The sequence below is a fragment of the Sphingomonas sp. Leaf37 genome, from assembly GCF_920939475.1.
Taxonomy (GTDB): domain Bacteria; phylum Pseudomonadota; class Alphaproteobacteria; order Sphingomonadales; family Sphingomonadaceae; genus Sphingomonas.
The window spans coordinates 560,135-585,353 of sequence record NZ_CAKLAX010000003.1; the positions used below are offsets into that span (position 1 = coordinate 560,135).

The window sequence follows — 25,219 nt, forward strand, 5'->3', positions numbered from 1 at the left end:
ATGGCGCATATCCTCATCGTCGAAGCGCGCTTCTACGACCATCTCAACGACATGCTCGTCGCCGGCGCCCGCGCCGCGATCGAGGCGGCGGGTCACACCCACGACACGATCACCGTGCCGGGTGCGCTCGAGGTGCCGGGCGCGATCGCCCTGGCGGCGGACAGCGACCGCTACGACGCCTTCGTCGCACTGGGCGTCGTGATCCGCGGCGAAACCTATCATTTCGAGATCGTCTCCAACGAGAGCGCGCGCGGGATCATGGCGCTGACGCTCGACGGCCTCGCGATCGGCAACGGCATCCTGACCACGGAAAACGAAGCGCAAGCCATCGTCCGCGCCGATCCGGGCCAGCTCGACAAGGGCGGCGGCGCGGCTCAGGCGGCACTGGCGATGCTGGCTTTGCGCGAGAGTATGGGCTGACGTAACCGGGCTTCATCATTCACGCGAAGCCGCAAAGACGCGAAGAGAAGGTTGGTTCGCGCGGAGACGCGGAGACGCGGAGAAGAAGAGGGGTGGCGGCGCAGCCTCTCTCCTAGCGCAACGGCGATACCGGGATCGACGGCCGAATGGTCTGCCGAAGGCGAGGCAAGCGCGACACCTCCGCGTCTCCGCGTCTCCGCGCGAACCAACCTTCTTCTTCCTTCGCGTCGTCGGGCCTTCGCGCGAACCAACCTTCTTCCTCGCGCTTGCCCGAAAACACCCCCACCTCCGCATACCAAAAAAAGACCCGGTACGTCGCCGCACCGGGTCAAGGTCGTCCGCAGGAGGAACGTCGTGGGGAGCGGGGATCTGCTGCCCCCGCGCCCGATCTTCAAATCAGTTGTAGGCGCGCTCGCCGTGCTCGCCGAGGTCGAGGCCTTCCTGCTCGACTTCGGGAGCGACACGCAGGCCGGTGATCGCCTTGGCGATGAGCATCGCGATGACGGTGCCGATCGTCGCCCAGATGATGGTCACCACCACCGCCTCGACCTGAACCAGCAGCTTCGCGCCCATCGCGTAATCCGCAGCCCCCGGCCCGCCGAACGACGGGGCGTAGACGATGCCGGTGCCGATCGCGCCGACCATGCCGCCGATGCCATGGACACCGAAGGCGTCGAGCGCGTCGTCATAGCCCAGCTTCGGCTTCAGCACGGATACCGCGAAGAAGCAGACCAGAGATGCGACCGCACCCAGCACGATCGCGCCGAACGGACCCGAGTTGCCCGCTGCCGGCGTCACCGCCACCAGACCGGCGACGATGCCCGAACAGAAGCCCAGCGCCGATCCCTTGTGACCGCGCAGGCGCTCGGCCAGCATCCAGAACAGCGCACCGCTGGCGGTGGCGACGAAGGTGTTGATCATCGCCAGACCCGCCGAGCCATTGGCCTCCAGCGCGGAACCGGCGTTGAAGCCGAACCAGCCCACCCACAGCAGGCCGGTGCCGACCGCGGTCAGCGTCAGCGAATGCGGCGGCATCGGCGTCGTCGGATAGCCCATGCGCTTGCCGAGCATGATGCTCGCCACCAGCGCCGAGACACCGGCGTTGATGTGCACCACGGTGCCACCGGCGAAATCGAGCGCGCCCGCCTTGAAGAAGAAGCCCGACGAGGCCCAGACCATGTGCGCGATCGGGAAATAGACGATCGTCAGCCACACCGCGGCGAACGCCATCACCGCGGAGAACTTCATCCGCTCGACCACCGAACCCAGCACCAGCGCGATCGTGATCGCAGCGAAGGTCATCTGGAAACAGATGAAGACATATTCGGGGATCTCGACACCCGCGGTGAAGGTCGCCGCCTGCGATGCCGGCGTCACACCCTTCAGGAACGCCTTGTCGAGGCTGCCGATCACGTTGGACAGGCCGCTGGTCAGGTCCGGCCCGAACGCCAGGCTATAGCCGTACATCACCCACAGCAGCATCGCGAGGCACGCGACCGCGCCGATCTGCGTCATCGTCGACAGCATGTTCTTGGAACGGGTAAGACCGCCGTAGAACAGCGCGAGGCCGGGCAGGATCATCATCATGACGAGGACCGTGGAGGTCATCATCCAGGCGGTGTCACCCTTGTTGACGGTCGCCACGACCGGCGCGGCAGCCGGCGGCGCCTGCAATGCGGCGTCCTGCGCCCAGGCGGGCATGGCGGCGAACGCGAGGGCGGTCAGCCCTGCAGCGCCCGCGATCTTAAGTGCGTGCTTCATCGATTCCCCCCTCACAGCCTCAAAGCGCCGAATCGTCGGTTTCGCCGGTGCGGATGCGCACCGCCTGTCCGACATCGAGCACGAAGATCTTGCCGTCGCCGATCGCGCCGGTGTTCGCGGATGCCTGGATCGCCTCGACCACCCGGTCGGCGAGGTCCGCGGCGCAAACCACCTCGATCTTGATCTTGGGCACCATGTTGGTGCTGTATTCGGCGCCGCGATAGATTTCGGTCTGGCCCTTCTGCCGGCCGAACCCCTTGACCTCGGTAACCGTCATTCCCGCCACGCCCAACGTGGTGAGCGCTTCCCTCACCTCGTCCAGTTTGAACGGCTTGATGATCGCAATAACCAGCTTCATCCCTGCCCCCTCGATTGTCCGAAGGGCGGCATCGCAACCATCGTGCCAGTTGCGAAACGACGGGTTCAGGCGGGACAAAGCGCCCGAAGCAGACCCATTAACGATAGAATAATGAGCAGCCTGCCGCCGCTGCCTTAAATTTCAGCAGCAGCGACGATCGCCTGCGCGGCGGACAGGTCGTCCTCGTCCACCATCACCCGCACCGGGATCAGCAGGTAACTGCCGTCGGCGATGCTCGATCCGCCATCGAACGCGATCGCATCCATCCCCTCCGCATCCAGCCGCCCGACGATGATGTTGGCAAGGTTGCGGTCATACCGCCCGAGTTCGACGAGGCTCATACGGCTCTCCATTGACGCGCACAGCTCATGCGCATAGTTTCTCTGCATGAAGCACGATCCGATCGCGTCGGGCAAGCGGAAGCCTGTGAATGTCTCGCTGGATACGGGGATCGTCGCCGTTGCCCGCGAGCATGGCCTCAATCTCTCGCAGATCAGCGAGGCGGCAATACGTCAGGCTGCAAAGGTCGAGATGGAGCGGCGTTGGAGGGAAGAGAATAAGGACGCGATCGAGGGGTGGAATCGATGGTATGAGAAGAACGGCCATCCGCTCGACGCCTATCGTCTGTTCTGATGGCGCAATTCGACGTCTATCTGCTGCGGGACACGACGTACGTCGTCGACGTGCAGTCGCCGCTTGCCTCGGTTCACGCCACCCGCCTCGTGATACCCTTGATCGCGCCGGACGCGGATGCAAGCCCGACGAGCCGGCTCAACCCCCTATTGACGCTCGATGGGCAACAATGGGTGCTCGCCACCCACTTTGCCTCGACGGTCGATGCCAGCACGCTGAAGGCACCCGTCGCATCGCTCGCCCATGAAGAATGGGCGATCAAAGGCGCGATCGACTTCCTGACGGGCGGCTTCTAACCCGTCGCCGTCCCGCCCACCGTCAGCCCATCGACCAGCAACGTCGGCTGCCCCACGCCCGCGGGCACGCTCTGCCCGCCCTTGCCGCAGACGCCGATGCCCTCGTCGAGCGCAAAGTCGTTGCCGATTCCGGTCACCTTGGTCAGCACCGTCGGCCCATCGCCGATCAGCGTCGCGCCCTTGATCGGCGCGCCGATCCTGCCGTTCTCGATCAGATACGCCTCGGTGCACGAGAACACGAACTTGCCCGACACGATATCCACCTGCCCGCCGCCGAAGCTCTTGGCGAAGATACCCCGCTTGACGCGCGACAGCAGTTCGCCCGGATCGTCGTTGCCGCCCTTCATGAACGTATTCGTCATCCGCGGCATCGGCGCGTGCGCGAAGCTCTCGCGCCGGCCATTCCCCGTCGGCGCGACACCCATCAGCCGCGCATTCAGCCGATCCTGCATATAGCCCTTCAGGATGCCGTCCTCGATCAACACCGTCTCAGACGTCGGCGTACCCTCGTCGTCGATCGACAGCGACCCGCGCCGGTCCTGGATCGACCCGTCGTCCACCACCGTCACGCCCGGCGCGGCAACGCGCTCGCCGATCCGCCCCGAGAAGGCGCTCGTCCCCTTGCGGTTGAAATCGCCCTCCAGCCCATGGCCGATCGCCTCGTGCAGGATCACGCCCGGCCAGCCCGGCCCGAGCAGCACGGTCATCTCGCCCGCCGGCGCCGCAACCGAATCGAGATTGACCAGCGCCTGCGCCAGCGCCTCGTCGATCCCGCGGTTCCAGATCGCCGCATCGAACAACCGGTCGTACAGATAGCGCCCGCCGATTCCGAACGTCCCCGTCTCGCGCCGGCCGTTCTGCTCGACGACGATCTGGATGTTGAGCCGCACCAGCGGCCGCACGTCGGTCGCGACGAAGCCATCGGGCCGCACCACCTCGACCACGCTCCACGTACCCGACAGCCCGACCGAAACCTGCGCCACCCGCGGATCGCGCGCGCGCGCCGCCGCGTCGATCGTCTGGCACAAATTCACCTTGTCGGCGAACGGCACCAGATCGAGCGGATCGGCGTCGGTGTACAGATGCCGGTTGTTGCCCTGCGGCGGTGGTGCCTTGGCGCTCGTCGTCGGATCAATCAGCGCCATCGTCTCGCCCGCGCGCTTGATCGCGGCTTCCGACAATTCGTTGGCATGCGCAAATGCGGTCATCTCGCCCGACACCGCGCGCAGGCCGAAGCCCGCATTGGTGTCGTAGCTCGCCGTCTTCAACCGGCCATCGTCGAAGCCGAACGCCTCCGCCCGGCGATATTGCAGGTACAATTCGCCGTCGTCGGCTTTACCGAGCGCATCGGCGGTCAGGCGGAGGGCGGCGTCCGGCGACAGGGCGTCGCGGTACAGGAACGAGCGGGGATCGGCAGCGCCAAGGGACTGTGGGGTCATGCCGCCAATATAGGCGCGTTAAACGCTCGCGCCATCCGGATGATCGGGCAGTTTCGATTGATCCGCTCCATCGGCGGGGCCACCGATCAGCACGAAGCGCCGATCGCAATAGCCGCAATCGACATAGCCCTCTTCGTCGATCTGCAAAAACACCCGCGGATGGCCGAGCGCGGCCCCGCCGGGAATGTCGGTGGCGCCGTCGCAGGCGACACGGCGCTGGGATACGCGGACGGTTTCGGGCGGCGGGATCATGGCCGTGCGGATAGCAAGGCGCGGCACCCTCTTCAATCCTTCCCACTCACACCTTCTTCGTCATTGGTGGTGCCGCCACTTGCGCCGCCTAATGATAGGCGTATTCCGCAGGCCATGACCGAGGCCGCGATCCGCATCCAGAACCTCTGCAAGACCTATCAGGGCGGCAAGCGCGCGCTCGACGGGGTCAGCTTCGACGTGCCGAGAGGCCAGATTTTCGGCCTGCTCGGCCCCAACGGCGCGGGCAAGTCGACGCTGATCAACATCCTGGCGGGGCTGGTCAACAAGACCGACGGCAACGCCGAAATCTGGGGCTTCGACATCGACGCCCACCCGCGCAACGCCAAGGCGTCGATCGGCATCGTCAATCAGGAGATCCTGTTCGACCCGTTCTTCACGCCCATCGAGACGCTCAACATCCAGGCCGGCCTGTACGGCGTCCCCAAGGCCGAACGCCGCTCGATGGAGTTGCTCCGCGCGGTGCATCTGGAGGACAAGGCCAACGCCTACGCCCGCACCCTGTCGGGGGGCATGAAGCGACGGCTGATGGTGGCCAAGGCAATGGTCCACTCGCCCCCCGTCCTCGTCCTCGACGAACCGACCGCCGGCGTCGACATCGAACTGCGCCAGCAACTCTGGGCCTACGTCCGCGAACTGAACCAGGCCGGCGTCACCGTGGTCCTCACGACGCACTATCTCGAAGAAGCGGAAGAACTCTGCGACCGCATCGCGATCATCAACCACGGCAAGCTGATCGCCAACGAACCGACCCGCGAACTCGTCGGCAAGGCACAGGAAAAGGTCGTCGCAGTGACCGTCGATCGCGACGTCGCGACGCTCCCCGACAACGCCTGCTTCGGCAAGATCGTGCTCAAGGGCGCGCGCACGCTGGAAATCACCTACGCCAAAGATCGCGTCAACGCCGGCGAAGTGTTGGCGGCAGTCCAGCACGACGGCTTCGGCATCGTCGACGTGACGACGAAGGAGCCGGACCTGGAGGACGTATTCCTGAGCCTGACCCGCGCCTCCAACGTCTAGCCCCCCCCCCACAACAACCACCTGTCCTACACACTGCCATCTGTGCCACAGCATCCCTATGCACCGGCTCCAGACCCTCGCCACCCCTCCGCACACGTCATCTCGCGAGGAGTGTTTCCGACCGGCACGTACCGTCAACTTCGGCAACTTCCGCGGACCTCGCCGATGACCGACTCGGCCCACACCAGCGATGTCCTCATCGTCGGCTCCGGCGCGGCCGGCCTCACCGCGGCGCTCAATCTCGCGGACCGGTTCAAGGTCACCGTCCTCGCCAAGGGCGCGCTCAACGAAGGGTCGACCGCCTGGGCGCAGGGCGGGATCGCCGCCGTCCTCGAACCCGGCGACACGTTCGACAACCATGTCGAGGATACGATGGTCGCCGGCGCAGGCCTCAACGACCGCGATATCGTGGAGTTCGTCGTCGAGGGCGCCCCCGCCGCGATCGAACGGCTGACCAAACTCGGCGTCCCCTTCGCCACCGAGGGAAACGCCCTCCACCTCACCCGCGAAGGCGGCCATTCGCATCGCCGCATCGTCCACGTCGCCGACGCCACCGGCTGGGCGGTGCAGGAGGCGCTGCAACGCGCCGCCGAGGCGCATCCCAACATCACCCTCGTCCCCGATCAGGTCGCGATCGACCTCGCCACCAGCCGCCATGAACAGCGCTATTCGGGCGCCGGCAACGTCTGGGGCGTCTATGCGGTCGACCGCAACACCGGCCACGTCGCGCTCTACACGGCGAAGGCGACGATCCTCGCCACCGGCGGCGCGGGCCGCACCTATTTGTTCTCCACCGCCCCGCGCGGCGCGACCGGCGACGGCATCGCGATGGCATGGCGGGCGGGTGCGCGCGTCTCCAACATGGAGATGATGCAGTTCCACCCGACCTGCCTCTACAATCTCGAGGTCAAGAACTTCCTGATCACCGAGGCGGTGCGCGGCGAGGGCGGGCGACTGATCAACCCCGCCACCGGCAAGCGCTTCATGTCCTATTACGACGCCGAACGCATGGAACTCGCCCCCCGCGACGTGGTGGCGCGCGCGATCGACGCCGAGATCAAGCGCTACGGCCTCGACTATGTCCACCTCGACATCAGCCACATGCCCGCCGACTTCGTCCGCGGCCACTTCCCCAACATCCACGAAAAGCTGCTCGGTCTCGGCATCGACATGACGACGCAGCCGATCCCCGTCGTGCCGGCACAGCATTACACCTGCGGCGGCATCGTCGTCGATCGCGACGGCCGCACCGACCTGCCCGGACTCTATGCGGCGGGCGAATGCACCGAAAGCGGCCTGCACGGCGCCAACCGCCTCGCCTCCAACTCCCTGCTCGAATGCTTCGTCTTCGGCGAGGCGTGCGCCGATCATATCGCCGCGCACTGGGACGCGCTGCCCCCGGTGCCGGTGATCCGCCCGTGGGACGAAAGCCGCGTGACCGATTCGGACGAAGAGGTCGTCATCAAGCAGAACTGGACCGAAATCCGCCGCTTCATGTGGAATTACGTCGGCATCGTCCGCACCACCAAGCGCCTCGAACGCGCCAAACGCCGGATCGAGATGCTGACCGACGAGGTCGCCGAACATTATGGCCACTTCCGCGTCACCCCCGACCTGATCGAGCTGCGCAACCTGCTCCAGACCGCCGACCTGATCGTCCGCTCCGCCCTCCACCGCCACGAAAGCCGCGGCCTCCACTACACGCTCGACTATCCCGAAACGCTGCCGGAGGCGGTCGACACCGTCCTGGTGCCATGACGCCCCGATCATTCCTCCCCCGCAAGGGGGAGGTGGCGCGGCGAAGCCGTGACGGAGGGGGAGGCAAGCTTCGAACGTCATCACGTAGCACCTCGCCCACCTCTCCCACCATCATTCGGCTCCGCCCAACGGTCCCCCTCCCCCTCGCGGGGGAGGACTGAGCGATCCCGTGCAGATCAAACGGCTCCGCATCGCCGGCTTCAAAAGCTTCGTCGACCCCGCCGATCTTCGTATCGAGCGCGGGCTGACCGGTGTCGTCGGCCCCAACGGCTGCGGCAAATCCAACCTGCTCGAAGCGCTCCGCTGGACGATGGGCGAGAACAGCGCGAAATCGCTGCGTGGCGCCGGCATGGACGATGTCATCTTCGCCGGCACCGCCACCCGCCCGCCGCGCGATTTCGCCGAGGTGTCGATCCTGCTCGACGCCAGCCACGGCGACGAGCGCGAGGTCGTCCGCCGCATCGAACGCGGCGCCGGCAGCGCCTATCGCATCGACGGCCGCGACGTCCGCGCCAAGGATGTCGGCCTGCTGTTCGCCGACGCCGCCACCGGCGCCCACAGTCCGGCGCTGGTCAGCCAGAACCGCATCGGCGCGGTCATCGCCGCCAAGCCCGCCGAACGCCGCGCGATGCTCGAGGAAGCCGCCGGGATCGCGGGCCTGCATGTCCGCCGCAAGGACGCCGAACAGAAACTCCGCGCCACCGAAGCCAACCTCGTCCGTCTCGATGAACTGATCGCCGAACAGGACACCCGCGCCGCCGCGCTCCGCCGACAGGCCCGCGCCGCCGAACGCTACCGCGCGCTCTCCGAACAGATCCGCGTCGCCGAAGCCCGCATGATCTTCGCCCGCTGGCGCGACGCCGTCGCCGCCGCCGATGCCGCCCGAGCCGACGCGCAGGCCGCCGAAGCGCGCGTTACCGACGCCACCACCGCCGAACACACCGCCGCCAAAGCCCGGCACGCCGCCGCCGAAGCGCTAGCGACCACCCGCGCCGCCGCCCTTGCCGCCCGCGACCGCGCCAGCGAAGCGGGCCACCAGCTCGCCACGCTCCGCACCGAACGCACCGCCGCCGCCCGTCGCGTCGCCGACCTCGCCGACTCCCGTCGCCGCATCGCCGAAGACCGAACCCGCGAAGGTACGCTCGCCGCCGATGCCGCCGCCGCGCTCGCCAGCCTGTCAGACGAGGTGAAGGCGCTCGACCGCGCGATCCTGTCCGCCGCAGACGACGCTCCCCGCCTCGACGCCGCGCTTGCCGAGGCCGAACGCCACGCCCGCGATGCCGAGGTCGCGCTCGCACAGGGCCTCACCCGACAGGCTAGCGAAGCCGCCGAAACCCGTGTCGCCACCGCCGCCCTCGCCGCGGCGCAAACCCGCGCCGACCGCGCCGCTCGCGAGGCCGCCGCTATCGCCCAGGCCATCGCCGCCCTGGGCAGAGCCGCCCCGCTCACCACCACCCGCGAAGACGCCGCCCAGCGCCGCCGCACCGCCGCCGCCACGATCGAGTCCGCCCGCGCCGCGCTCGCCGAAGCCGAAGCCGCCGAACGCACCGCGCTCGCCGGCCGCGACGCCGCCGAAACCGCGCGCGCCACCGCCCGTGCCGATCTTGCCGCCCTCGACAGCGAAGCCGCCGCGCTCACCAGGGCGACGCAGCGCACCGGCCGCGACCGCCTGCTCGACCATCTCACCCCCGCCGCCGGCTATGAACGCGCCCTCGGCGCCGCATTGGGCGACGATCTGGAGGCAGGCCTCGCCGCATGGACCGGTGCCGCCCCGCACCCATCGGACCCCGCGCCACCCGCTGGCGCAGAACCGCTCGCCACCCATGTCGAGGCCCCCGCCCCGCTTGCCCGTCGCCTCGCCCAGATCTTCGTCGCCGAAGACACCGGCCAGCCGCTCGCGGTCGGCCAGCGCCTCGTCACCCGCGACGGCACCTTGCGCCGCTGGGACGGCTTCGTCGCCACCGGTAACGGCGCGGCGGCGGCCGAACGGCTCGAACGCCTCAACCGGCTGAAGGCGTTGCAAGCCGCCCGCCCCGTCGCCGCCACAGCCCTTGCCGAAGCCGACGACGCCCGCGCCGCGATCGACCGCGCCATCGCCACCGCGCGCGCCGCCGCCCAGACCGCCCGCGCCACGCTCAACCAGTCCGAAGCCACCGCCCGTGACGCCGAACGCGCCGAGGATCGCGCCGCCGCCGCACTCGAACGGCTCGCCGGCCAGCGCGCCGACCTCGACACCCGTGCCGCCCGCATCGCCGCCGAACAGGCCGAAGCGCAGGCCGACCTCGCCGCCGCCCGCACGGCCCGCGATGCGCTGCCGGACGGACGAGAGAGCGCCGCCGCCGTCGCCGCACTGACGCAGGCCGCGAACCACCACCGCACCGCAGTTGCCACCGCCCGCGAACGCCGCGCCACCCTCGACCGCGCCGTCCAGAGCAACCGCGAACGCCTCGCCGCCGCACAGGCCGACACCCGCAGCTGGCGCGCGCGCGCTGGCGAGGCCGCGAAACGGATCGCCGACATGGACAAGCGCGATGCCGCGCTCGCCACCGAAGCCGCCGACGTCGCCGATCGCCCCGCCGCCCTCGACGTCGCGATCGCCGCGCAAGAGGCCGACCATGCCGCCGCCCGTGTCGAGGCCGACGCACAAGCTGCCGCCGAGCGCACCGCCGCTACCACGCTGGCCCACGCCGACGACGCCCACCGCCGCGCCGTCGAAGCGCTGTCGCAGGCGCGCGAAGCCCGCGCCGGCACCGCCGCCCGCCTCGAAAACCAGGACCTGCGCCGCGTCGAGATGGGTCGCCTGTCCGGCGAACGCTTCGAATGCCCCGCGCCGGTCCTTCCCGAACGGCTGCATTTCGCCGTCGCCGATGTCCGCACGCCTGCGGAGGAAGCCGCTATCCACGAACGTCTGTCCGCCGATCGCGAACGCATCGGCCCGGTCAACCTCGTCGCCGCGACCGAACTGGCCGAGCTCGAAGCCGCAGGCCAGAGCAACGCCGCCGAACGCGATGAACTCGGGCAGGCCGTCAACCGCCTGCGCGGCTCGATCGGCACGCTCAACCGCGAAGGGCGCCAGCGCCTGCTCGCCGCGTTCGAGGCGGTCGACGGACATTTCCGCCGCCTGTTCACCACGTTATTCGACGGCGGCGCCGCGCATCTCGAACTGATCGATTCGGACGATCCACTCGAGGCGGGGCTTGAGATCATGGCGCAACCGCCCGGCAAGCGGCTGCAATCGCTCACCCTCCTGTCCGGCGGCGAACAGGCGCTGACCGCCGTCGCGCTGATCTTCGCGCTCTTCCTCACCAACCCCGCGCCGATCTGCGTGCTCGACGAGGTCGACGCACCGCTCGACGACGCCAATATCGAACGCTTCTGCGACCTGCTCGACCGAATGACGCAGGAGACCGACACGCGCTATCTGATCGTCACCCACAATGCGGTGACGATGAGCCGGATGCACCGCCTGTTCGGCGTCACCATGGTCGAACGCGGCGTCAGCCGGCTCGTGTCAGTTGATCTAGGCGGCGCGACGACATTGCTCGCGGCGGAATGATGTTGCGGTCGATCAATATCCTATTGCAGCCATCGCCCTTGTCGCTCGCTGTCGCGGAACGTATATCGAACGGATGGCGCAGCTCGACACCCGTGAAAAGCTCGCGATCCTCGCCGATGCCGCCAAATACGATGCCTCCTGCGCGTCGTCGGGCACCGAAAAGCGCAACAGCCGCGACGGCAAGGGGCTGGGCTCGACTGAGGGCATGGGCATCTGCCACGCCTACGCTCCCGATGGCCGCTGCATCAGCCTGCTCAAGATCCTGCTGACCAACAGCTGCATCTTCGACTGCCATTATTGCATCAACCGCAAGAGCAGCAACGTCCGCCGCGCGCGCTTCACCGCGCAGGAGGTCGTCAATCTGACCATCGCCTTCTACAAGCGCAATTATATCGAGGGGCTGTTCCTCTCGTCCGGCATCATCAAATCGTCTAACTACACGATGGAACAGATGGTCGAGGTCGCGCGGTCGTTGCGCGAGGATCACCATTTCCGCGGCTACATCCATCTCAAGACCATCCCCGATGCCGATCCCGAACTGGTCCATCAGGCCGGGCTGTACGCCGACCGCGTCTCGATCAACGTCGAGCTGCCGACGGTCAGCGGGCTGAAGCGCCTCGCGCCGGAAAAGGACGGCGCGCGGATCGAGGGCGCGATGAAGGACGTGAAGACCTCGATCGCCGACAACGGCGACGCCCGCAAGAAGTACAAATCCGCGCCGCGCTTCGCCCCCGCCGGCCAGTCGACGCAGATGATCGTCGGCGCCGACGCCGCGACCGATGGCGAGATCGTCACCCGCGCCTCGACGCTTTACGATCGCTTCGGCCTGCGCCGCGTCTATTACAGCGCGTTCAGCCCGATCCCCGACGCCAGCACGGTGTTGCCTCTGCAACGCCCGCCGCTGATGCGCGAACACCGGCTCTACCAGTCCGACTGGCTGATGCGCTTCTACGATTACAAGCCGCACGAGGTCGTCGCGGCGGCGGACGATGCCACCGGCATGCTGCCGCTCGACATCGATCCCAAGCTCGCCTGGGCGCTGAAATTCCGCGAAAGCTTTCCGGTCGACGTCAACCGCGCCCCGCGCGAGATGTTGCTCCGCGTGCCGGGCCTCGGCGTAAAGGCGGTCGACCGGATCATCGCCACGCGCCGCTGGCGCCGCCTCCGCCTCGATGATGTCGCGAGGTTGACCGTCAGCATCGCCAAGATGCGCCCGTTCCTCATTGCCGAGGACTGGCGCCCGGTCGCACTCACCGATCGCGCCGAACTGAAAACGCTCATCGCACCGAAGAAGCAGCAGCTGGAGCTTTTCGCCGCGTGAGAATGACTCACAAGTGAAACGACCCGGACGCTCGCCGGTTGGGTGAGCCGAAGGAGATCATGATGGCGCTGGCACAAATCTACGCGGACCTGAAGCGGGATCACGACAAGCAACGCGACATGCTGAAGCAGCTTGCCGACATGCAGGGTGCCGGCGAGGAGCGGCAGCGGCTGTTCGAGGCCTTCCGCCTCGAAATCCAGAGCCACGCCGCCGCCGAGGAGGAGTCGCTCTACGCGACGATGCTGCGCGATCCCGAACTGCGCGACGACGCCCGCCATTCGGTCAGCGAACACAAGGAGGTCGACGACCTGCTCGGCGAGATGGCCGACGTGGAATTCGGCTCCGATGCGTGGAGCGAAAAGTTCTTCCACATGCGCCGCCGCTACGAACACCACATCACCGAGGAAGAGGAAGAGATGTTCCCCGCCGCCGCCGAGGAACTCGACGACAAGACCGAAGCCGAACTCGCGACGATCTACGAGGAGCGCAAGCCCGAGGAGCTGGAGCTGGCGAAGGCCAATCCCCCCGGTGGCGACGAACGCGACTGATTACGTGAGGCGGACGCCCATCCCTGCAAACCTACCGTCACCCCGGACGTGTTCCGGGGTGACGAGGTGAATACCCAATGCGTATAGCCGTACTGCCCGCGCCCGACGATTTCGATGCCTGGCGTGACACCGCCCGCGCGCTCGCCGCACAACAGGTGCCGCCAGACGACGTCGTCTGGCAGGTCGGCGACACGCCCGAAGACCTGTTCGCCACCACCCCCGAAGACGCCGCACCAGCGCAGGCGCCCAGCCCCTTCTCCGTCCCCCGCGCCTTCATCGACCTCGCCCGCAGCGTCGTCATGGCCGACGAACCCGAACGCTTCGCCCTCCTCTACACCGCGCTCAGCCGCCTGCGCCGCGAACCCAAGCTGATGGAGGATCAGGCCGACCCGCTGATCCGCAAGCTGGAGGTCATCGCCAAGAACGTCCGCCGCGACATCCACAAGATGCGCGCTTTCCTCCGCTTCCGCGAGGTGCAGGACGACGACGGCACCAGTCGCTACGTCGCGTGGTTCGAGCCCGAACACCATATCGTCCGCGCCAACGCTGCCTTCTTCGTCAACCGCTTCGCCAGCATGCGCTGGTCGATCCTGACGCCCGAAGTGTCGCTCCACTGGGACGGCAAGGCGCTGTCGGAAGGCCCCGGCGCCAGCAAGGCAGACGCCCCCGACGGCGATCCGACCGAAGAGGTGTGGAAGACCTATTACGCCAGCATCTTCAACCCCGCCCGCGTGAAGATCGGCGCGATGCTGAAGGAAATGCCGCGCAAATACTGGAAAAACATGCCCGAAACCGCGTTGGTCGGCCAATTGATCGCAGGCGCGCAGGCACGGGAGAGCGGCATGATCGAAACCGCCAGAACAGCCATCGGCGGCAATGCACAGGCGGCGTGGGAGGCACTGCGCGACGAGGCGGCGACCTGCACCCGCTGCCACCTCTACAAGCACGCGACGCAAACGGTGTTCGGCGAAGGTCCGGTCGATGCGGCAATGATGTTCGTCGGCGAACAGCCCGGCGATCAGGAGGACCTCGCCGGCACGCCGTTCGTGGGTCCAGCCGGGCAGGTATTCAACCGCGCCGTCGCCGCCGCCGACATCGACCGCTCGCGCGTCTACGTCACCAACGCGGTCAAGCATTTCAAATACGAACAGCGCGGCAAACGCCGTATCCATGCCAAGCCCGACACCGGCGAGATTACCGCCTGCCGCTGGTGGATCGAACAGGAACGCATGCTCATCCGCCCGCAGGTGACTGTCGCGCTGGGCGCCACCGCCGCCCGCTCGCTGCTGGGTCGCACCGTCACGATCGGCAAGGAACGCGGTCGCCCGGTGCAGCTACCCGACGGCGGCGAAGCATGGATCACCGTCCACCCCAGCTACCTCCTCCGCCTGCCCGACGAGGCGCAAAAGCAGGACGAATACGCACGTTTCGTGGAAGACCTGAAGCTGGCGAAGGCGGCGTTGGGCTAGCGTCTTCAACCGCGACACGCCTTACCCACGGGCCAGATCACATCGCGCGAGCATCCTCCCCCATCCGCTCGCCCCGCTCCAACGCATCGATCGCCGCCAGATCCCCGTCGTCGAGCGTCAGATCCAGCGCCGCGAAATTGTCGCTCATATGCTCCGGGTCCGCGGCCTTCGGGATCACCGAAAACCCGTGCGCCAGATGCCAGGCGATCACCACCTGCGCGGCCGAGCGCTGATGCTTCTCCGCCACCGCCACGATCGCCGGATCGCGCAACAGGTCGCCGCCCTGCCCCAGCGGGCTCCACGATTGCGTCACGATGCCGTGCGCCTCGTGATACGCCCGCTCCTCGCGCCGCTGATAGCGCGGGTGGAGTTCGATCTGGTTGAGCACGGGCGTCACGCCCGTCGCCTCGATGATCGCATCCAGATGTTCGGGCAGGAAGTTCGATACGCCGATCGATCGCGTCTTGCCTGCCACGCGCAGCTCCACCAGCGCCTTCCACGCATCGACGTACAGGCCCTGCCCCGGTGCCGGCCAATGGATCAGATACAGGTCGACCGCGTCCAGCCCCAGCAGCGACAGGCTCTCGTCCAGCGCCGCCGCCGGGTCGCGCTGCCGATCGTTCCACAGCTTGGTCGTGACGAACGCCTCGCTACCCCGAACGCCATCGCCGACACCACGCTCGTTGCCATAGATCGCGGCGGTGTCGATCAGGCGATAGCCCGTATCGAGCGCGCGCCGCACCACCATCGGCGCCTGCGCATCGGGAAGTTTCCAGGTGCCGAGCCCCAGCTGGGGCATGGTGCGGCTGTCGTTGAAGGTGAGATCGGTCATGGTCGCACAAGCGCCCGATGCCCCCACGCGGTTCCCCCTTCCCTTCGCGCGCGCGATCCGCCAAGCCCCACGCCCATGTTCGAAAAGATCCTGGGCGTCCTCGCCACCTTCACCATCTGGGTGATCTCCAGCGGCGGCTACGTCGGCATCGCGATCCTGATGGCGATCGAGAGCGCATGCATCCCGCTCCCGTCCGAGATCATCATGCCCTTCGCGGGCTATCTGGTCTCCACCGGCCGCTTCGACCTCTATCTCGCCGCGACCGCCGGCGCGATCGGCTGCAACCTCGGCTCGATCGTCGCCTATGAAGTCGGCAAGCGCGGCGGCCGGCCGATGGCGGAACGCTGGGGTCGCTATGTGCTGATCGGGCCGGGCGAGCTCGACGCCGCCGACCGCTTCTTCGCGCGCTGGGGGTCGGCCGCGGTGCTGATCGGTCGCCTGCTGCCCGTCATCCGCAGCTTCATCGCCTTTCCCGCCGGCGTCGCCCGCATGCGGCTGGTGCCGTTCCACGTCTACACCTTCATCGGCAGCTGGCCGTGGTGCTTCGGCCTCGCCTGGGTCGGGCTGAAGCTCGGCGACAAGTGGAACAGCGATCCGCGCGTCAAGGCCGCCTTCCACCGTGCCGACCTGCTGATCGGTATCGTCCTCGTCGCGCTCGTCGCCTTCTACATCTGGCACCGCGTCCGCGGCCTGAAGCGCCAGCCTCAGCCGTAACCGCGCCGTTTCGCGAGCGCGCGCAAATCGTCGTCGCGGGTCGGCACCAGCGCCCGCGTACGACGCTGGACCGCGGCGACGATATCGGGACCCGCGCGCTCCGGTGAGCCGCTGTCGAACGGCGGCTGCGGATCGTATTCGAAGCTGAGCTGCACCGATCTGGCATGGTCCTCACCGCGCAGGATCGCGGTCAGCCTCAATGCGAAATCGATCCCCGCCGTCACCCCGCCGCCGGTCACCCGGTTGCGATCGATCACGACGCGCTCGGCGACCGGTTCCGCCCCGAACAGCGGCAGCATGTGTCGCTGCGACCAGTGGCACCCGGCGCGATAGCCATCCAGCAAACCGGCCGCACCGAGGATCAGCGATCCGGTGCACACGCTGGTTACCCACGCCGCCTCGCGCCCGATTGCCCCCACCCAGTCCATCACCGCATCGTCGGCGATGACGCCGTTCACCCCGAACCCGCCCGGCACGCACAGGATGTCGGCGCGCGGTATCTCCGCCAGTGTCGCGGTGGGCAGGATGGAGAAACCGGCATCGGTCGGCACCGGCTCCAGCGTCTTCCAGACCAGATCGAGCCGGGCGTCACCGAGTCGCGAGAGCACCTGCACCGGCCCGGTAAGGTCGAGCTGGGTGACGTTCGGAAACAGCAGAAAGGCAACGCGAAGCGGCTCGGTCACGGGCAGTTTCCTTCCAGCGAGGCCGAAGCCTGTGTCCGTCGCAAGTCCGCCCGGTGCACCCGCCACGCAAGCCATCCCATCATCGGTATCGCCAGCGCTGCCCACCAATAGAATCCCGCCCATGCGCTCCAGCCGAACCACTCGCTCGGCACGGTGCGCAGGTATCCGTTGGCGAAATTGCCCGCGATCACCCATTGCCACACGGGAAACGCAGTCAGTGGCGGCGCGAAGATATCCGCCGAGGCGATCGCCGCATTGATGGCGATCGAGAGCGCCAGCACCAGCGTCATCGCGGTCCGCTCGCCGCGGCTGTTCGACCGCATCCACTCCGCCGCAAGACCCAGCGCCAGCGGGGCGACCACGGGGATCGCGAACCGGGGCCCGGTCGCATTGCCGCCGTCCCAATAGACATAGGCGGCGTTGACCAGCAGCACGATGGCCGCCACGGCCACCGCGACGATCGCCACGTCGCGGGTGGACCGCCGACGCGCCCAGAACCACAGGCCGAGCGGAGCGAGCACCAGCACAGGCGCCACCCAGATCAAACCCAGTCGAAAGCTGAACAGGATCGATTGCACCACGCGCAACCGCGGCATGCCGAGCCCGAACAGCCCCTGATGCATGCCCTCCCACCCGACGACGCCGGAATAGCCCACGCGAAACGGCGTGCCGAACGCCACCAGATTGTAGAGGCCGAGCGGCACGAGCGCGATGACGCCCGCTGCCGTCGCCGCGCCGATCAGCCGCCACCGGTCGGGACGCGGCCATATTCGCCACGCGGCCCATCCGGCGATCGCCAGCCCGGCGAGCACCGCCTGATGCTCCACCACCACGGCCCACCCCAGGCTCGCGCCGGCGATCATTGCATAGCCGATCCCGCCCGACGAATGACGGGTCCCGCGCATGATCGCCCACAAGGCGACGACGTAGCAATCGGCAACGACGGCATGCCCCAGCACCGTCGTCGACCAGCCCCATACCGGCGTACCGAGCGCATAACCGATTGCCGCGAACAGCCCCGCTGCCGCACTGCCGGTGATCCCGACCGCCAGATCGAACAGCAATACGGCTGCCAGCGCCGTCAGCATCGCCGGTCCGCTCGCGGTCGCCAGCCGGGTTCGCAGCCGCAGATATCGCTCGAACCCCGGGCCTGCCGGCGCCGCCCCGAACGTCGCGCTCGTTTCCCCCGTCGCCTTGCCCGCCAGCCACACGGCGGGCAGCGCCATCAGCGTCATGCCCGGTGGCTTGTCGAGATAGGCGTGACCCGCGAACGCCGCCTTGTCGATCGTCAGCGCTGCGAACTCGTCGATCGTCGCATCGCCGTCCTCGACCAGGCTGACCGCGGCGAACATGCGCGTGGCATTGTTCGCGTTGAGCTCCCAAGATCCGAACCACGCGCAACTGAACCACACCAACGCGAACAGGACGATGCGTATGTCGCGCATGCGTCAGCCGAACAACCAGTGGCCGAGCATTCTGTCGAACGGAAAGGTGAAGAACCCGGCGATGAGCAACGCGCCGGTGACCAGCCCGCGAACGCTGCGCCGGTGGCGCGCGACCTGATGCGTCCGCGCGGTATGCCACAGCAACGGTGCCTGGATCAGCACCCATATCGACAGGATGTGGATCAGGCTGAAGCCGCCGGGATCGGCGAAGCGGATACCGAACGACAATGCCGCCGTCAGCAGCATGGCGGCGACCCAGATCCGTCCGAGTTGCCGATGGCGCGTATCGCCCCTTCGGCCCAGCAGGATGACGGGAGTCAGGGTCAACGCAACGAGGATCGTCGCGATATGCGCCCACACCATACCCGGCACCGCATGCCATTGCGCCTGTCCGCGGGCGAGGGCCGCCGCGACCGCGGCGATCAGGACGACGGCGAATGCGCTCAGGATGCGCTCGAATGCATCGGCCTTCAGTGGCACGGTGCGTCGTTCGATGATCGTCGCCATGTCGTGTCCCCCCGGATCGTCGAGCGCCCCCGTCAGGGAACGCGGGCTTCCTCGACCTTGCGTGCCTGGTTCTCCTTGCGGACGGCACGGGCATTCTGGACGAAGCAGCCGGTCTGGCCTGCCGCACCCACCGCCGAACAGCTCCCCAACGTGCTGACGCCGACGCCGGTGTCGAGCGTACCCTGCGCGCGCGCCGCCCAGCTTTCATTTTGCGGCGTCACCTGGAAATCGCGCAGTTCCTTGGGAACGCGATACTGCTCGCGCGCGCTCCGGCGTTCGCAAACGACGATCTCGTCGCCATCCGTATTGGTCGGGCACCGCTCGTTGCCATACAGCACCAGCACGCCGTTCACCGGTGCGCGCTTGGCGACCTCTCCCGGCGTATTGATTACGGTCGGCCTGGATGCTCCGGGCAACGCGGGCGTTGGCGTGACCTGCGCGGCCTGTTGGGCCAGCGCCGGGCTGGCGACCAGCATCAGTGCGGTTGCGACGATCGTACGCATCGACATTCCTCTCAAATCCTCTTCGCCGCCGCGATCGCGACTTTGCAGCCCAGCCGGATGAATCCGCTCAGCACTGGATAGCCCACCGCCTGTTCGGCACCGTTGGCAAGCGCATGGTCACGATGCTCCAGCTCTTCCGCCTGAAAATCGGCGATCGCGTCGGACAGTTCGGGGTCGCTGGTTCCCAACGCGTCCAGCTGTTCCTGATAATGCTGGTCGATCTCGGTCTCCACCGCCGCGGTGCAGGCCATCGCGGCATTGGGGCCGATCGCCGCGGTGATCGCGCCCAGCGCAAAGCCCGCCTTGTCCCAGAACGGCTGGAACAGTGTCGGCCGCACGCCGCGCCGCGCGATCAGATCGTCGAAAAAGGCGCGATGCCGCTCCTCCTGCACCGCCATATGGTGGATCGCGCGCGAGGCTGGATGCCGGTCGCCCAACACCGCGAGCTGCCCCGCATAGATGCGCGTCGCGCCGTATTCGCCCGCCTGATCGACGCGGATCATCGCATCGGTCGGCTCGCGCCGGTCCCCGGGCTTCCAGCGGCTCATCGCGATCTCCTCATCAGCCACAAGATAAGGGCCGCGCCGCCCAATGACAGGATCGCGTTGAACCCGGCGAGCGAAATGCCCGCCACCGACCATTGCGCGACGTCGCAGCGCACCACCGGCGCCTTCATCAACGCCTCCAGCCGCGCCTCCGGCCCCAGCCCGCGCAGATCGACCGTCTGGGTGCAGGCGGTGAAGCCGTTCCACCAATGATATTCCACCCCGGCATGCGCGACGCCGATCGCCCCCGACACCGCGATCAGCAGCGCGGCGAGGATCACGAATGCCTTGGCGATGCTTCGCTGCGGCACGACGAATGCCAGCACCGCGAACGGCAGCGCGGCATAGTGCGGCCAGCGCTGCCAGTGACACATCTCGCACGGATACAGGTGGCCGATCAGCTGCGATCCCCATGCCCCCGCCAGCAAGGCGGCCGGCAACAGCAGGGCGATCCAGCGCGCCTGCCGCTCGGCGTGGGTCAGCGGGCGGCTCACTTGGCCTTCGGCCTGGTCGCCGCCGCCACCTGCGTCGGCCCGCCCAGTCGCGCGACCGTCTTCAGCGCATAATAGAGCTGGAAGTCCTCGATGCCCTGCTTCTTGAGCTGGTCCGCGGTCATCGCAAAGCGGGGATCGTCCTTGACGTCCTCCTCCAGCACCTTGTTGTCCGCCTTCACCTCGTTGATCAGGTGGCGGCGCAGGTCGGCCTCGCGGAATACGGGACGCGTCTTGAAATCGGGGTCGCTGATCTGCGGCACGCGGATGTCGGGCTCGATCCCGCCCTCCTGCACGCTGCGACCGGACGGCGTGTAATAGCGCGCGGTGGTCAGGCGCAGGGCGGTCTGCGGCCCGAGTTGCAGCAGCGTCTGCACCGATCCCTTACCGAAGCTGCGCTCGCCCATTACCAGCCCGCGGTGATGATCCTGCAGCGCGCCCGCGACGATCTCGGATGCCGATGCGGTGCCGGGATTGGTCAGCACGACGACCGGCAAACCGTGTGCATCATCCCCCGATTTCGCGAAATAACGCTCGATGTCCGCCTTTTCACGCCCGCGCTGTGAAACGATCTCACCACGCTCAAGAAACGCATCACTCACCGCGATCGCCTGCGTCAGCAGCCCGCCGCCATTGTCGCGCAGATCGACGACATAGCCGAGCGGTCGATGGCCGAGGCTCTTGTCGATCGCCATGATCGCGGCGCGGGTATCGGCTCCAGTGCTTTCGGAAAACGTGTTGATGTTGATGTAGCCGACCTGACCGCGGACTTCCCATTTTACCGGCTTCTGGATGATGACCTCACGGTTCATCGTCACCTCGACCGGCTTGTCCTGCCCAGGTCGGACCAGCGTCAGGCTGATCTTGGTCCCGGGCTTGCCCCGCATCAGGCCGATCGCCTCGTCCAGCGTCTCGCCATAGATCAGCTTGCCGTCGATATGGGTGATATAGTCGCCCGACTTTACACCCGCGCGGAACGCCGGCGTATCCTCCTGAGGCGCCACCACCTTGACCGCGCCGTCCTCCATCTGGACGGTAAGGCCGAGGCCGCCGTAATTGCCTTCGGTCTGGATACGCAGATTGTCGTAGTCGAGCGCATCGACATAGCTCGAATGCGGATCGAGACTGGTCAGCATGCCCTGGATCGCGCCCTTGATCAGCTTCTTATCGTCGACCTTGTCGACGTAATCCGCCTTGATCCGGTTGAACACGTCGAGGAACTGGTCGAATTCGCGGTAGGTGTCGGTATCGACCGCCGCCATCGCCTGCGTTGCGAGCGGGATCAGGCAGAGCGAGCCGAGGATTGCGGTCGCGGTAAGCAGCGGACGGGCCATCGAACATCCTGAAGGCGGGAAAACTGTACGCGTTTAGCCTTTTTCTCGAACACTAGCAAAGCGCAGCGACGCTGAATGCGGGCTGACTTTGACCCAACGAGTCCGGGGGCTTCAGCCGAGCAGCGCAGCGATGTCCATCGGCCGGCCGCGACGGCGCAATTCGACGGTGATCCGCGGCTCCTCGCTCCGGCTGGCGATACCCAGCGGCGCTCCGGTAGGCAGGCGCTGGCCGACCACGACCCCGGCACTGGCCAATCCCGTGATAAGACTGGTCCAGCCGTCGCCATGATCGACGATGACGATCGTACCGTAACCCCGGAACGGCCGGGCGTAACGCACCACGCCTGCCGCCGGTGCGACGACCTGCGCGCCGGACGACACGGCAAAGGTCAGCCCGCGCGAACGGACGCCGGCTGCGGATATCTCGTCGAACCCGGTGACGAGCCGCCCGCGCACCGGCAAGCGATAGGCGCCTGCCAGCGGCACGGGCAGGACTGCGCCGGGTGCCAGCGGACGCGGCAATGGCCCGACCAGCCCGGCGAGATCAACCGCCGTCGCCTGAGCGACATCGCCCTCGTCGAGAGAATCGACAAGATCGCGTGCACGCTCACCGAGTGCCAGCGCACGGTCCGATTCGCTCATCGCGCCGCGGACCAGCATTCGACTGCGCTGTCGATGATTCGCCTCCAGCCGCGCCAGCTCGACACGACTCGCTTCCAGTTCGGCACGTCCGGTGCGAAGGGCAGCAGCAGCGACGATCGCGTCATGCTGAAGCGCGCGAGTGCGCGCGATCTGCCGGCGGACCGATTGCGTTTTCGCCTGCACGATCGGCAGTGCCCCACCCAATACCGCGCGAACATGGACGAGGTCGTCGACCGATCCGGGCTGCGCGATAGCGACCATCGTCGGCCGCCGGGCCAGCGCGGTCAGTGCGGCGAGCAGTCGCGCAACGGGGGCCTGTGCCGTACCGAGCGTCGCCTGCTGGTTTGCAAGCAGCCGGGTGACGATCGCCTGCCGCGCCTGGGCCGCGGTAAGCGTAGCCTCGGCAGCGGTGACGCGCGCGGCGAGTGCGGCTTCCTCGGCACGCGCCTTGTCGGCCGCGTTTCGCTCGGCGGAGGCGCGGGCGGCGAGATCTTCTGCCTTGCGCGTGGCAACGGCGGCATCGCGCTTGGCCGCCGCGAGCCGCTGGCGCTGATCGGGTAACGTCTGTCCTTGCGCGGGAATGACGAGCGAAAGAAGGGCTAGGGCCACCAGCGCGACATGCTTGTTGCCCCGCCCCCTCGCTCTCTTGCCCCCCTCTCTTAGCGAGAGGGCACCGCAGGTGCGGAAGGGTGAGGACAGCAGCACCGCCATCGCTTTACCCCTCCCGATGATACGGATGACCCGCCAGGATCGCCGTCGCGCGAAACAATTGCTCCGCCAGCATCGCCCGCGCCAGCATGTGCGGCCACGTCGCGCGACCGAACGACAGCAGCAGGTCCGCCTCGGCGCGCTCGGCGTCGCCGAAGCCGTCCGCCGCGCCGATCATGAAGCGGACCTCACGCGTACCGCTGTCGCGCCAACGCTCCAGCCGGCGCGCGAAATCGATCGAGCCCAGCACCTCGCCCTTCTCGTCCAGCAGGACGCGGATCGTCTGCGTCGCCAACGTCGGCAGCTTGCCGCCGGTGTCGGGCAGCTCGGTGACGCGCGTCGGCCAGACGATCCGCTTCAGATAGCGGTCGACCAGTTCGGCCTCGGGCGAGCGCCCGATCCGCCCGCGTGCGACCACGTGAAGAAGGATGTCAGACCTCGGTGGTCGGGTTGGTGACTTCCGGCGGCAGCGGCTTCAGCGACGACGACACGGTATCGCCGAACTGCCACATCCGCTCCAAGTTGTAGAAGGTGCGCACCTCCGGCCGGAACAGGTGGATGATGACGTCGTTCGCGTCGATCAACACCCAGTCGGCGGTCTGCAATCCTTCGATCCGCACGCTGCGGCCGAATTCCGCCTTGATCTTCTCGGCGAGCTTGTGCGCCATCGATGCGACCTGGCGCGTCGACCGACCGCTGGCGATCACCATGTGATCGGCGATCGACGATTTGCCGGCGAGCGGGATCGTGATGACCTCTTCCGCCTGATCGTCGTCAAGCGACGCCATGATCAGCCGATGCAAAGCTTCGACTTCGGCCGGGTCGGCTGGCCGCACGGCATGGGGGTTACTCGCCAAGGGTACTCCTGGGTTGCTGGGCCGGGTGGCGCCGGTGCCAGTCGGGATCGGCCGCTCGGGCCGCGGTCGCGGAGGTAGGGTCGGGGCGGAAGCGCAACAGCACGAGTGCCGGCAATCTCCACGTCGTCCAATGCTTCGCCTGGCGTGCGGGCCGTTGGAAGCGTCGCAGCCAACCCATCGCGACACTCGCGAGGGCGTCATCGTCATACCCCGGACGCGCGATCACCGCAATCGGCATCGTACGGGCGATCTCACGCCATCCCCGCCAGCGATGGAACTGCGCCAGATTGTCCGCCCCCATCAGCCAGATGAACCGTCGCTTGGGGTACCGACGCTCGAGCTTGCGCAGGGTATCGAGCGTGTAGCGCGTGTGCAGCCGCGTCTCGATGTCGGTCGCCCGGATCGGCGCACGCCGCGCCATGCTTCGAGCAGACGCGAGCCGCGCAGCAAGCGGCGCCATGTCGCGCGCGCCGGCCTTCAGCGGGTTGCCGGGCGACACCAGCCACCACGCCTCGTCGAGGTCCAGCGCGCGGATCGCGGCGAGCGTGATCCCGCGATGCCCGCGGTGCGCCGGATTGAACGATCCGCCGAGCAGGCCGGTTGTCCTCAACGACCAAACAGCCAATTCTCGCACTCTCGAACGCAGATGATCTCTACGGCCGTATCAATAATACGGTCGCGGATCAGGTGAGGCGTATCATTACCGCGAAGGATGCGATGATCGTCGACGATCAGACAATCACCCTGCGCGACATTGCCGAAAAACTGGCTATTATCTCGCGCTGCCCTCAACGCCACGGGGCGACGTCTGACAGCGCCTTCCGCATCGGCAGTCATCGATGTCGCGGATGTCATCCAGCGCCAACGGCGACCGGATTATCCGCGTCAAGCCGGCGCTTGGCGATCATCGCATCGAGCCCCGCCATCGCCGGCTCATGCGGTATGCCGTCACTCCGGTCGAGCACATCGACACAGACCTGAATGAACGCGTCCAAACCGTCATTGCTTTCCGTCGCCCGACGGATCGCCTGACTGCTTATGCCCCGCCGTTGTGCGATACGATCGAAGAGCGCCATCCTCTCGGTTTGAAGCGGCTGACGATTGGCCAT

The 25,219-nt window shown here is 67.4% G+C and carries 29 protein-coding genes; 10 read left to right on the forward strand and 19 right to left on the reverse strand.

Going from position 1 to position 25,219, the window contains the following annotated elements:
- Complete coding sequence (gene ribH / locus LRA87_RS12335; protein WP_230631757.1) at positions 1-420, forward strand: 6,7-dimethyl-8-ribityllumazine synthase; 420 nt, start codon at positions 1-3, stop codon at positions 418-420.
- 396 nt (positions 421-816) lie between these two features.
- On the opposite strand, the gene LRA87_RS12340 is transcribed toward ribH, so the two are convergent.
- The 3 genes from LRA87_RS12340 to LRA87_RS12350 all read right to left on the reverse strand — a co-directional run bounded on the left by LRA87_RS12340 (position 817) and on the right by LRA87_RS12350 (position 2,880).
- Positions 817-2,181 (reverse strand): ammonium transporter, encoded by a 1,365-nt coding sequence (locus LRA87_RS12340; RefSeq protein WP_230631758.1) that lies wholly within the window; start codon positions 2,179-2,181, stop codon positions 817-819.
- A gap of 19 nt (positions 2,182-2,200) precedes the next feature.
- Positions 2,201-2,539: a P-II family nitrogen regulator gene (locus tag LRA87_RS12345; protein WP_017980283.1), complete on the reverse strand. Its 339-nt coding sequence runs from the start codon at positions 2,537-2,539 to the stop codon at positions 2,201-2,203.
- A 134-nt stretch (positions 2,540-2,673) separates the two neighbouring features.
- Complete coding sequence (locus LRA87_RS12350; RefSeq protein WP_230631759.1) at positions 2,674-2,880, reverse strand: putative signal transducing protein; 207 nt, start codon at positions 2,878-2,880, stop codon at positions 2,674-2,676.
- 46 nt (positions 2,881-2,926) lie between these two features.
- Between LRA87_RS12350 and LRA87_RS12355 the strand changes: the two genes are divergently transcribed.
- Both LRA87_RS12355 and LRA87_RS12360 read left to right on the forward strand, forming a co-directional pair.
- The gene (locus tag LRA87_RS12355) at positions 2,927-3,172 is read left to right on the forward strand and encodes a type II toxin-antitoxin system CcdA family antitoxin (RefSeq protein WP_230631760.1); all 246 of its coding nucleotides are present in this window, start codon (positions 2,927-2,929) and stop codon (positions 3,170-3,172) included.
- On the forward strand, positions 3,172-3,468 hold the full coding sequence (locus LRA87_RS12360; protein WP_230631761.1) for a CcdB family protein: 297 nt from the start codon (positions 3,172-3,174) through the stop codon (positions 3,466-3,468). The genes LRA87_RS12355 and LRA87_RS12360 overlap by 1 nt, the downstream gene beginning before the upstream one ends.
- On the opposite strand, the gene tldD is transcribed toward LRA87_RS12360, so the two are convergent.
- Positions 3,465-4,907 carry a metalloprotease TldD gene (gene tldD, locus LRA87_RS12365; protein WP_230631762.1) on the reverse strand — a complete coding sequence of 481 codons (1,443 nt, stop codon included), beginning with the start codon at positions 4,905-4,907 and terminating at the stop codon, positions 3,465-3,467. The genes LRA87_RS12360 and tldD overlap by 4 nt on opposite strands.
- A gap of 18 nt (positions 4,908-4,925) precedes the next feature.
- Positions 4,926-5,159, reverse strand: a complete 234-nt coding sequence (locus LRA87_RS12370) for a zinc-finger domain-containing protein (RefSeq protein ID WP_230631763.1) — start codon at positions 5,157-5,159, stop codon at positions 4,926-4,928.
- A 114-nt stretch (positions 5,160-5,273) separates the two neighbouring features.
- Here LRA87_RS12370 and LRA87_RS12375 point away from each other — a divergent pair, with 114 nt between their 5' ends.
- From LRA87_RS12375 to LRA87_RS12400, 6 genes are all read left to right on the forward strand, one after another.
- The gene (locus tag LRA87_RS12375; protein ID WP_230631764.1) at positions 5,274-6,197 is read left to right on the forward strand and encodes an ABC transporter ATP-binding protein; all 924 of its coding nucleotides are present in this window, start codon (positions 5,274-5,276) and stop codon (positions 6,195-6,197) included.
- A 165-nt stretch (positions 6,198-6,362) separates the two neighbouring features.
- On the forward strand, positions 6,363-7,955 hold the full coding sequence (nadB, locus tag LRA87_RS12380; protein WP_230631765.1) for an L-aspartate oxidase: 1,593 nt from the start codon (positions 6,363-6,365) through the stop codon (positions 7,953-7,955).
- Positions 7,956-8,124: 169 nt separating this feature from the next.
- Entirely contained in the window at positions 8,125-11,511 is a 3,387-nt protein-coding gene (locus LRA87_RS12385) for a chromosome segregation SMC family protein (protein WP_230631766.1), read from the forward strand.
- Between the two features lie 73 nt (positions 11,512-11,584).
- On the forward strand, positions 11,585-12,832 hold the full coding sequence (locus LRA87_RS12390; RefSeq protein WP_230631767.1) for a putative DNA modification/repair radical SAM protein: 1,248 nt from the start codon (positions 11,585-11,587) through the stop codon (positions 12,830-12,832).
- A gap of 62 nt (positions 12,833-12,894) precedes the next feature.
- On the forward strand, positions 12,895-13,380 hold the full coding sequence (locus tag LRA87_RS12395; protein ID WP_230632278.1) for a hemerythrin domain-containing protein: 486 nt from the start codon (positions 12,895-12,897) through the stop codon (positions 13,378-13,380).
- Positions 13,381-13,457: 77 nt separating this feature from the next.
- Positions 13,458-14,849, forward strand: a complete 1,392-nt coding sequence (locus LRA87_RS12400) for a UdgX family uracil-DNA binding protein (RefSeq protein ID WP_230631768.1) — start codon at positions 13,458-13,460, stop codon at positions 14,847-14,849.
- Between the two features lie 37 nt (positions 14,850-14,886).
- Here the strand turns inward: LRA87_RS12400 and LRA87_RS12405 are convergent, their stop codons facing one another.
- Positions 14,887-15,681, reverse strand: coding sequence for an aldo/keto reductase (locus tag LRA87_RS12405; RefSeq protein WP_230631769.1), 795 nt, complete (start codon positions 15,679-15,681; stop codon positions 14,887-14,889).
- A 75-nt stretch (positions 15,682-15,756) separates the two neighbouring features.
- On the opposite strand from LRA87_RS12405, the gene LRA87_RS12410 reads away from it, so the two are divergent.
- Positions 15,757-16,395 (forward strand): DedA family protein, encoded by a 639-nt coding sequence (locus LRA87_RS12410; protein ID WP_230631770.1) that lies wholly within the window; start codon positions 15,757-15,759, stop codon positions 16,393-16,395.
- Here the strand turns inward: LRA87_RS12410 and LRA87_RS12415 are convergent.
- The 13 genes from LRA87_RS12415 to LRA87_RS12475 form a co-directional block, all read right to left on the reverse strand.
- Positions 16,386-17,078, reverse strand: a complete 693-nt coding sequence (locus LRA87_RS12415; RefSeq protein WP_230631771.1) for a DJ-1/PfpI family protein — start codon at positions 17,076-17,078, stop codon at positions 16,386-16,388. The genes LRA87_RS12410 and LRA87_RS12415 overlap by 10 nt on opposite strands.
- The gene (locus tag LRA87_RS12420; RefSeq protein WP_230631772.1) at positions 17,075-18,523 is read right to left on the reverse strand and encodes a hypothetical protein; all 1,449 of its coding nucleotides are present in this window, start codon (positions 18,521-18,523) and stop codon (positions 17,075-17,077) included. The genes LRA87_RS12415 and LRA87_RS12420 overlap by 4 nt, the downstream gene beginning before the upstream one ends.
- A 3-nt stretch (positions 18,524-18,526) precedes the next feature.
- The gene (locus LRA87_RS12425; RefSeq protein WP_230631773.1) at positions 18,527-19,030 is read right to left on the reverse strand and encodes a DUF2306 domain-containing protein; all 504 of its coding nucleotides are present in this window, start codon (positions 19,028-19,030) and stop codon (positions 18,527-18,529) included.
- 32 nt (positions 19,031-19,062) lie between these two features.
- Positions 19,063-19,533, reverse strand: a complete 471-nt coding sequence (locus tag LRA87_RS12430; RefSeq protein ID WP_230631774.1) for a hypothetical protein — start codon at positions 19,531-19,533, stop codon at positions 19,063-19,065.
- An 11-nt stretch (positions 19,534-19,544) separates the two neighbouring features.
- Entirely contained in the window at positions 19,545-20,081 is a 537-nt protein-coding gene (locus LRA87_RS12435; protein WP_230631775.1) for a demethoxyubiquinone hydroxylase family protein, read from the reverse strand.
- Complete coding sequence (locus LRA87_RS12440; RefSeq protein WP_230631776.1) at positions 20,078-20,572, reverse strand: disulfide bond formation protein B; 495 nt, start codon at positions 20,570-20,572, stop codon at positions 20,078-20,080. The genes LRA87_RS12435 and LRA87_RS12440 overlap by 4 nt, the downstream gene beginning before the upstream one ends.
- Positions 20,569-21,903, reverse strand: coding sequence for a S41 family peptidase (locus tag LRA87_RS12445; RefSeq protein WP_230631777.1), 1,335 nt, complete (start codon positions 21,901-21,903; stop codon positions 20,569-20,571). The genes LRA87_RS12440 and LRA87_RS12445 overlap by 4 nt, the downstream gene beginning before the upstream one ends.
- 111 nt (positions 21,904-22,014) lie before the next feature.
- Positions 22,015-23,154 (reverse strand): murein hydrolase activator EnvC family protein, encoded by a 1,140-nt coding sequence (locus LRA87_RS12450; RefSeq protein ID WP_230631778.1) that lies wholly within the window; start codon positions 23,152-23,154, stop codon positions 22,015-22,017.
- Between the two features lie 106 nt (positions 23,155-23,260).
- Positions 23,261-23,683 carry a 23S rRNA (pseudouridine(1915)-N(3))-methyltransferase RlmH gene (locus LRA87_RS12455; protein WP_230632280.1) on the reverse strand — a complete coding sequence of 141 codons (423 nt, stop codon included), beginning with the start codon at positions 23,681-23,683 and terminating at the stop codon, positions 23,261-23,263.
- Position 23,684: 1 nt separating this feature from the next.
- Entirely contained in the window at positions 23,685-24,041 is a 357-nt protein-coding gene (rsfS, locus tag LRA87_RS12460; RefSeq protein WP_230631779.1) for a ribosome silencing factor, read from the reverse strand.
- A gap of 58 nt (positions 24,042-24,099) precedes the next feature.
- Positions 24,100-24,720, reverse strand: coding sequence for a nicotinate-nucleotide adenylyltransferase (locus tag LRA87_RS12465; RefSeq protein WP_230631780.1), 621 nt, complete (start codon positions 24,718-24,720; stop codon positions 24,100-24,102).
- Positions 24,717-24,947 (reverse strand): hypothetical protein, encoded by a 231-nt coding sequence (locus LRA87_RS12470; RefSeq protein WP_230631781.1) that lies wholly within the window; start codon positions 24,945-24,947, stop codon positions 24,717-24,719. Before LRA87_RS12470 ends, LRA87_RS12465 begins: the two co-directional genes overlap by 4 nt.
- 14 nt (positions 24,948-24,961) lie before the next feature.
- Positions 24,962-25,219 carry a hypothetical protein gene (locus tag LRA87_RS12475; protein WP_230631782.1) on the reverse strand — a complete coding sequence of 86 codons (258 nt, stop codon included), beginning with the start codon at positions 25,217-25,219 and terminating at the stop codon, positions 24,962-24,964.

What these genes read in the sequence shown, in the direction of transcription:
- LRA87_RS12395 (WP_230632278.1), top strand. Translation starts at nt 12,895, where the DNA reads ATGGCGCTGGCACAAATCTACGCGGACCTGAAGCGGGATCACGACAAG.
- LRA87_RS12430 (WP_230631774.1), bottom strand. Translation starts at nt 19,533, where the DNA reads ATGCGTACGATCGTCGCAACCGCACTGATGCTGGTCGCCAGCCCGGCG.
- LRA87_RS12425 (WP_230631773.1), bottom strand. Translation starts at nt 19,030, where the DNA reads ATGGCGACGATCATCGAACGACGCACCGTGCCACTGAAGGCCGATGCA.
- ribH (WP_230631757.1), top strand. Translation starts at nt 1, where the DNA reads ATGGCGCATATCCTCATCGTCGAAGCGCGCTTCTACGACCATCTCAAC.
- LRA87_RS12410 (WP_230631770.1), top strand. Translation starts at nt 15,757, where the DNA reads ATGTTCGAAAAGATCCTGGGCGTCCTCGCCACCTTCACCATCTGGGTG.
- LRA87_RS12375 (WP_230631764.1), top strand. Translation starts at nt 5,274, where the DNA reads ATGACCGAGGCCGCGATCCGCATCCAGAACCTCTGCAAGACCTATCAG.
- LRA87_RS12370 (WP_230631763.1), bottom strand. Translation starts at nt 5,159, where the DNA reads ATGATCCCGCCGCCCGAAACCGTCCGCGTATCCCAGCGCCGTGTCGCC.
- LRA87_RS12350 (WP_230631759.1), bottom strand. Translation starts at nt 2,880, where the DNA reads ATGAGCCTCGTCGAACTCGGGCGGTATGACCGCAACCTTGCCAACATC.
- LRA87_RS12360 (WP_230631761.1), top strand. Translation starts at nt 3,172, where the DNA reads ATGGCGCAATTCGACGTCTATCTGCTGCGGGACACGACGTACGTCGTC.
- tldD (WP_230631762.1), bottom strand. Translation starts at nt 4,907, where the DNA reads ATGACCCCACAGTCCCTTGGCGCTGCCGATCCCCGCTCGTTCCTGTAC.
- LRA87_RS12340 (WP_230631758.1), bottom strand. Translation starts at nt 2,181, where the DNA reads ATGAAGCACGCACTTAAGATCGCGGGCGCTGCAGGGCTGACCGCCCTC.
- LRA87_RS12400 (WP_230631768.1), top strand. Translation starts at nt 13,458, where the DNA reads ATGCGTATAGCCGTACTGCCCGCGCCCGACGATTTCGATGCCTGGCGT.
- LRA87_RS12475 (WP_230631782.1), bottom strand. Translation starts at nt 25,219, where the DNA reads ATGGCCAATCGTCAGCCGCTTCAAACCGAGAGGATGGCGCTCTTCGAT.
- rsfS (WP_230631779.1), bottom strand. Translation starts at nt 24,041, where the DNA reads ATGGCGTCGCTTGACGACGATCAGGCGGAAGAGGTCATCACGATCCCG.
- LRA87_RS12390 (WP_230631767.1), top strand. Translation starts at nt 11,585, where the DNA reads ATGGCGCAGCTCGACACCCGTGAAAAGCTCGCGATCCTCGCCGATGCC.
- LRA87_RS12445 (WP_230631777.1), bottom strand. Translation starts at nt 21,903, where the DNA reads ATGGCCCGTCCGCTGCTTACCGCGACCGCAATCCTCGGCTCGCTCTGC.
- LRA87_RS12355 (WP_230631760.1), top strand. Translation starts at nt 2,927, where the DNA reads ATGAAGCACGATCCGATCGCGTCGGGCAAGCGGAAGCCTGTGAATGTC.
- LRA87_RS12435 (WP_230631775.1), bottom strand. Translation starts at nt 20,081, where the DNA reads ATGAGCCGCTGGAAGCCCGGGGACCGGCGCGAGCCGACCGATGCGATG.
- LRA87_RS12405 (WP_230631769.1), bottom strand. Translation starts at nt 15,681, where the DNA reads ATGACCGATCTCACCTTCAACGACAGCCGCACCATGCCCCAGCTGGGG.
- LRA87_RS12470 (WP_230631781.1), bottom strand. Translation starts at nt 24,947, where the DNA reads ATGACTGCCGATGCGGAAGGCGCTGTCAGACGTCGCCCCGTGGCGTTG.
- LRA87_RS12420 (WP_230631772.1), bottom strand. Translation starts at nt 18,523, where the DNA reads ATGCGCGACATACGCATCGTCCTGTTCGCGTTGGTGTGGTTCAGTTGC.
- nadB (WP_230631765.1), top strand. Translation starts at nt 6,363, where the DNA reads ATGACCGACTCGGCCCACACCAGCGATGTCCTCATCGTCGGCTCCGGC.
- LRA87_RS12345 (WP_017980283.1), bottom strand. Translation starts at nt 2,539, where the DNA reads ATGAAGCTGGTTATTGCGATCATCAAGCCGTTCAAACTGGACGAGGTG.